The following is a 4,534-nucleotide window of genomic DNA, read 5'->3' as shown; positions in this document are numbered from 1 at the left end:
ATTTACAATTTTTCTGCTGGACCGGCAGTATTGCCCAAGGAAGTCTTGAAAAAAGCTCAGGCTGAGTTTTTAGACTATGCCCAAAGTGGCATGAGTGTGATGGAGCTGTCCCACCGATCCAAGGAATTTGACGATATTATCAAAGAAGCTGAGAGCTTGCTGCGTGAGCTCATGGATATTCCGGACAATTACCGCGTGCTCTTCCTGCAGGGTGGGGCTTCTACTCAGTTTAGTATGATTCCCCTTAATCTATCCCAAGGCGGCAAGGCCTACTATCTAGTGGCTGGATCTTGGGGAAAGAAAGCTTACACCGAAGCAGTCAAGCTGTCTAAGTTCATTCCATTTGAGCCTATTCTATTGGCTTCGTCAGAGGATTCAAATTATACGGAAATTCCTTCTTTTGATGAAAAGGAGATTGATCCGCAGGCGGCTTATGTGCATCTGACAACCAATAATACCATCGAAGGAACGGCTATTTATGACCTGCCAGCGACCAATGGAGTGCCCATTGTGGCGGACATGTCTTCTAATATCCTGGCTGCTCAATACCGAGTAGAGGATTTCGGTTTAATTTATGCTGGGGCTCAAAAGAATATCGGACCTGCCGGCGTGACAGTGGTCATCATTCGTGAAGATTTGCTCAATGATGAGCCAGTTCTATCTAGCATGTTGGACTACCGCATTCAGGCGGACAATGACTCTCTCTACAATACACCGCCGACTTTCGCCATCTATATGGCCAAGCTGGTTTTTGAGTGGGTCAAGGAGCTGGGTGGTGTAGCAGAAATGGAAAAGCGCAATCGAGAAAAATCTGGCCTTTTGTACGACTTCATTGAGCAGTCTGACTTTTATCGCAGTCCAGTCCGTTACAAGGAGCAGCGCTCAGTAGCCAATATTCCCTTTGTGTCTCCTAGCCCAGAGCTGGATGCCAAGTTTAACAAAGAGGCTGCTGCGGCAGGCTTCAAGAATATCAAGGGGCACCGCAGCGTGGGCGGCATGAGAGCTAGTCTCTACAATGCCTTTCCGCTCCAAGGAGTCAAGGATTTGATCGCCTTTATGCAGAAATTTGAAGAAGAAAATTCTTAAGAGAGGGAAGCTATGGTCTTTAGTGTCAAAACATTTAACAATATCAATCAAATCGGGCTCAAGGAGCTGGGCAATGCATTTCAGATTGACGGAGACAAGTCTGACAATCCAGATGCTTATATCCTGCGCAGTCAAAACCTGCATGGACAGGAATTTCCAAGTGATCTAAAAGCTATTGCGCGGGCAGGTGCAGGAACCAATAATATTCCTGTTGACCAAGCAACAGCTCAGGGAATCGTGGTTTTCAACACACCTGGAGCCAATGCCAACGCGGTGAAAGAAGCAGTCTTGGCTTCCATTCTTCTGTCTGCGCGTGACTATATCGCAGCTAACAGATGGGCTAATGGCCTTTCTGGCGACGATGTTCCTAAGCAAGTGGAGGCTGGCAAAAAGCAGTTTGCTGGGACAGAGATTTCAGACAAGACTTTGGGGGTCATTGGGCTGGGAGCAATTGGTGGCCGCATTGCTAATGATGCCTATCGTCTGGGAATGAATGTCCTTGGTTATGACCCTTATGTATCTATTGAGACGGCTTGGAATATCTCTAGCCATGTCAAGCGGGTAGCGGATATCAAGGAAATCTTTGAGAAGAGCGATTACATTACCATTCATGTGCCTCTGACTGAGGATACACGCGCTACTTTTGATCAGGCCGCTTTTGGTCTTATGCAAAAGGGGACGACTCTCATTAACTTTGCCCGTGGCGAGCTGGTGGACAATGCTGCCCTTTTTGAAGCCATAGAAGCTGGTGTAGTCAAGCGCTATATCACAGACTTTGGTGTAGATGAGCTGCTCCGTCATCCGCAGATTACAGTCTTTCCGCATCTGGGCGGATCGACCGAAGAAGCTGAGCTCAACTGTGCCATTATGGCTGGGAAAACCATCCGCCGCTTCATGGAAACGGGCGAGATTATCAACTCTGTGAATTTCCCAAATGTCCGTCAGGCACTCTCAGCGCCTTATCGGATTACCCTGATTAACAAAAATGTACCGAATATTGTGGCTCGGATTTCAACAGCAGTCAGTGATTTGAATATCAATATTGATAATATCATCAACCGCTCTAAAGGCGACTATGCCTATACTTTGCTGGATCTGGATGAGTCGGACGAAGGCAAGATTCAGGAGCTGGTTGATAAATTTGAGAATAGCGATAATATTGTGCGCGTGCGCTTGATTAAAAAATAGAGGTGTTTCTTTTTGGAATGCGTCTGTACCAGCCGATGAGCCTTTCGCTTGTCGGCTTTTTCTAATGAGTCTCGGCTTGACAAGAAGGAGCTAGCTGGGCTATCATAGGGACGGAGGAAAAACAATGTTACAATTTATCGAATACCCAAAATGCTCTACCTGCCGTAAGGCCAAGGCTGAGCTTAATCAATTAGGACTAGACTTTGAAGCGGTGGATATTGTCAAGGAAACGCCTAGCCAAGAGCAACTTTTGCAATGGATGACTCATTCAGATTTAGAGATTAAGTCTTTCTTTAATACCAGTGGTATCAAGTACCGAGAATTGGGGCTCAAGGATAAGGTGCCTCAGTTTTCTGCTGAGGAGGCAGCCGCACTTTTGGCGACCGACGGCATGCTGATTAAGCGACCACTGCTAGTCCAAGATGATCGGATTGTACAAGTTGGTTACCGAACGGAATACAAAGAACTAAACCTTTAATCAAAGATGGGAAATTTCCTGTCTTTTTATATTTTCTTGAAACCATTAAATTTGGCTAATCCATAGAGGCGCAGTATTTGATATGATTTCTAAGAAAGTCCCAATCAAAATCCTATAAAAGTTCTTCTTTTTATGAGAAAATAGAGGAAAAGATTGGAGGGATGTTTATGGCAGAAATTTATCTAGCAGGCGGCTGTTTCTGGGGCTTGGAGGAATATTTTTCTAGGATTGAAGGCATTGAGGAAACGACAGTAGGCTATGCCAATGGGCAAGTGGAGTCCACCAACTACCAGCTCATTCACCAGACGGACCATGCGGAGACGGTGCAGTTGATTTATAATGAAGATAAAATCAGCTTGCGAGAAATTTTGCTCTACTATTTCCGAGTCATTGACCCCTTATCTATCAACAAACAGGGCAATGATATAGGCCGTCAGTATCGGACAGGTGTTTACTATGTCCGTGAGGCGGATCGTTCGACTATCGAGCAGGTTTTTGCTGAGCAGGAGGGGCAGCTTGGGCAAAAGTTAGCAGTAGAGCTAGAGCCCTTGCGCCATTATATCTTGGCCGAGGATTATCATCAGGATTATCTCAAGAAAAATCCGACGGGTTATTGCCATATCAATGTCAAAGATGCTGAGCAGCCCTTGGTAGATGCGGGCCATTATCCTAAGCCTAGTCAGCAGCAACTCAAAGCAGTGCTAAGTGAGGAGCAGTATCAGGTGACTCAGCAGAGTGCAACAGAGCGCCCCTTCCATAATGCTTACAACGCGACTTTTGAGGCAGGGATTTATGTTGATGTGACAACTGGCGAACCACTCTTTTTTGCGGCTGACAAGTTTGAATCTGGCTGTGGCTGGCCTAGTTTTGCTCGTCCTATCGCTCGCGAGGTTATCAAGTATTATCAAGATTTGAGCCATGGCATGGAGCGAATCGAAGTGCGGAGTCGCTCAGGAAATGCCCATCTGGGTCACGTCTTTACCGACGGTCCGCAGGAATTAGGCGGTCTGCGCTATTGCATCAACTCAGCAGCTCTGCGATTTATCCCAAAAGAGAAAATGGAAGAGGAAGGCTACGGCTACCTGCTATCCTATATGGACTAATGCTCACTTTCGTCGCTTGTCAACCTTTTCAAAAACTAGCTAAACTAGACAGAAATAATCAGCCAATTTCCTCTTTTCTAACGCTCCAAGCATTTATATATGTAAATACCATAGAAAAGTGTATAATGGTTAGGAAAAGATAAATGTTATGGAAGGAATGCAAAATGGAGAAATTGGATATTACTACAATGTCTGATTATAAAAAGGTAGAAGCTGTTATTCAATTACTAATCGATGGAGTTTTGACCAGCTATCGTGTGGCGACAGATGCCAATATCAGCAAAATGAGCATCTTGACACTGGTCAAAGGTAGCAGCAAGATTAAGAATATTACTTATCAAACGGCTATTGCTCTGATTAATTGGTATGAAGAAAATCATGAAAAATATGGTATTACTATTCAATAAGTAGCCGATTTTACAGGGAAATATATATAACTAGAATTCTATGAGTGCTTGCTTGTGGGATTCTTTTACTGAAGGAAAGAATGACTTTTCCATTATTGCAGGAAAGGCAAAAATTTCATATAATGGAAATAAGAAAAATGAGCGTAGGAATGTCTGCTGGTTGTAGCAGCCCGCTAAATTTTTTATAAGGAGAACTCAATGTCACAATTATCTGTTAATGCCATTCGCTTTTTAGGAATTGACGCGATTGAAAAGTCTAAGTCAGGTCACCC

The 4,534-nt window shown here is 44.5% G+C and carries 5 protein-coding genes; all 5 read left to right on the top strand.

All coding sequences use genetic code 11. The annotated features are described in order from the left end of the window. A partial coding sequence (gene serC / locus RWS39_RS09180; RefSeq protein WP_314482809.1) for a 3-phosphoserine/phosphohydroxythreonine transaminase occupies window positions 1–1,086 on the top strand: 1,086 nt, incomplete at its 5' end. Window positions 1,087–1,098: 12 nt separating this feature from the next. Beyond that, window positions 1,099–2,274, top strand: coding sequence for a 3-phosphoglycerate dehydrogenase family protein (locus tag RWS39_RS09175; RefSeq protein WP_314482806.1), 1,176 nt, complete (start codon window positions 1,099–1,101; stop codon window positions 2,272–2,274). Between the two features lie 124 nt (window positions 2,275–2,398). Then, window positions 2,399–2,752 carry an arsenate reductase family protein gene (locus RWS39_RS09170; protein ID WP_149517996.1) on the top strand — a complete coding sequence of 118 codons (354 nt, stop codon included), beginning with the start codon at window positions 2,399–2,401 and terminating at the stop codon, window positions 2,750–2,752. 167 nt (window positions 2,753–2,919) lie between these two features. After that, window positions 2,920–3,855, top strand: coding sequence for a peptide-methionine (R)-S-oxide reductase MsrB (gene msrB / locus RWS39_RS09165; protein WP_314482801.1), 936 nt, complete (start codon window positions 2,920–2,922; stop codon window positions 3,853–3,855). A 164-nt stretch (window positions 3,856–4,019) separates the two neighbouring features. Next, window positions 4,020–4,262, top strand: coding sequence for a hypothetical protein (locus RWS39_RS09160; protein ID WP_005592291.1), 243 nt, complete (start codon window positions 4,020–4,022; stop codon window positions 4,260–4,262). The last annotated feature ends 272 nt before the right edge of the window (window positions 4,263–4,534 follow it).

Source organism: Streptococcus cristatus, assembly GCF_963529205.1.
Lineage (GTDB): Bacteria > Bacillota > Bacilli > Lactobacillales > Streptococcaceae > Streptococcus > Streptococcus cristatus_O.
The sequence above is the reverse complement of the archived record's forward strand: the minus strand, read 5'-3'. Positions and strand labels throughout refer to the sequence as shown.

What these genes read in the sequence shown, in the direction of transcription:
- RWS39_RS09175 (WP_314482806.1), top strand. Translation starts at nt 1,099, where the DNA reads ATGGTCTTTAGTGTCAAAACATTTAACAATATCAATCAAATCGGGCTC.
- RWS39_RS09170 (WP_149517996.1), top strand. Translation starts at nt 2,399, where the DNA reads ATGTTACAATTTATCGAATACCCAAAATGCTCTACCTGCCGTAAGGCC.
- msrB (WP_314482801.1), top strand. Translation starts at nt 2,920, where the DNA reads ATGGCAGAAATTTATCTAGCAGGCGGCTGTTTCTGGGGCTTGGAGGAA.
- RWS39_RS09160 (WP_005592291.1), top strand. Translation starts at nt 4,020, where the DNA reads ATGGAGAAATTGGATATTACTACAATGTCTGATTATAAAAAGGTAGAA.